This is a genomic window from Methylobacterium sp. E-005 (assembly GCF_022829725.1).
Lineage (GTDB): Bacteria > Pseudomonadota > Alphaproteobacteria > Rhizobiales > Beijerinckiaceae > Methylobacterium.
Genome location: NZ_JAKSYG010000210.1, coordinates 1 through 841, shown reverse-complemented (window position 1 = coordinate 841; position 841 = coordinate 1). Strand labels below are relative to the sequence as shown.

Here is an 841-nt window from a genome sequence, read left to right as displayed (position 1 = left end):
GGAGGCGGCCACGCTGGCGGCCCTCAGTCGGCCGGCCGGCCCCGATCCGGTTCTGGCGCTGATCGAGGAGCATCGGGCCGCCTACGCCGAGTGGGACCGTCTCGCCGAAGTTTGGAGCGAGATGCTGCTGGGTGATCCCGGCTATGCCGAGGCGATGGCAGCCTCAGAAGAGCCGAGTAAGCGCGAAATCGCAGCCTACGAGGCCCTGCTCGCGACACGGCCGACAACGCTCCCCGGGGTTCTCGCCCTCGCCGAGTATCTGCACGAGGCCGGCTCCAGCGTTCGGGTCGACATCGAACCATCGGATGCAGAACGCGGCTTGGCGACCCTTGTCGACGCCCTGCGCGTGACCCTAGCGACGCGCGAGGAGGAGGCTCGGCGCGAGACCAGCCTTGTCGGCATGCTTGATCTGGCTTCCGCCACGATGGGCGAACTGCAGGCCATCCGGGATGTGGCGGATGCAGTCGGCGGCGTGGCCTACGCCTTCACCTGGGGTCCGCGGTGCGGAGAGCGTAAAGGGCGCCACGGGGCGATTGAGCCCAACGAACTCGGCACGCTGATGCACTGGCTGGGCGACGCGCTGACCGAGATCGAGAGCGCGGCCGAGCTAGAGGTTTGGCGCCGAACGCCCGGCAACCGGACTGACCGCGAAACCCGCCTTTCGATGTGCGCCGTGACGACCATCGACGGCGGCGACCCCGCCGCGATCGAGGCCTTCGCCCGCGAGCTGCTGGCCCACGTCGAGGCCAAGCGCGAGGACCGCTGACAGCGCCCCTCTCCGTAGCCGTGCGTACCGCCCCGGCCGGATCCCGCCGGGCCTTCCCCTTCATCGCGACCCGAG

Annotated in this window: 1 protein-coding gene; it reads left to right on the top strand. The window is 70.0% G+C overall.

Going from position 1 to position 841, the window contains the following annotated elements; translation table 11 throughout:
- Nucleotides 1–766: hypothetical protein (locus tag MKK88_RS24780; protein ID WP_244004498.1), on the top strand; the 766-nt coding region annotated here is incomplete at its 5' end.
- Between the last annotated feature and the right edge of the window lie 75 nt (nucleotides 767–841).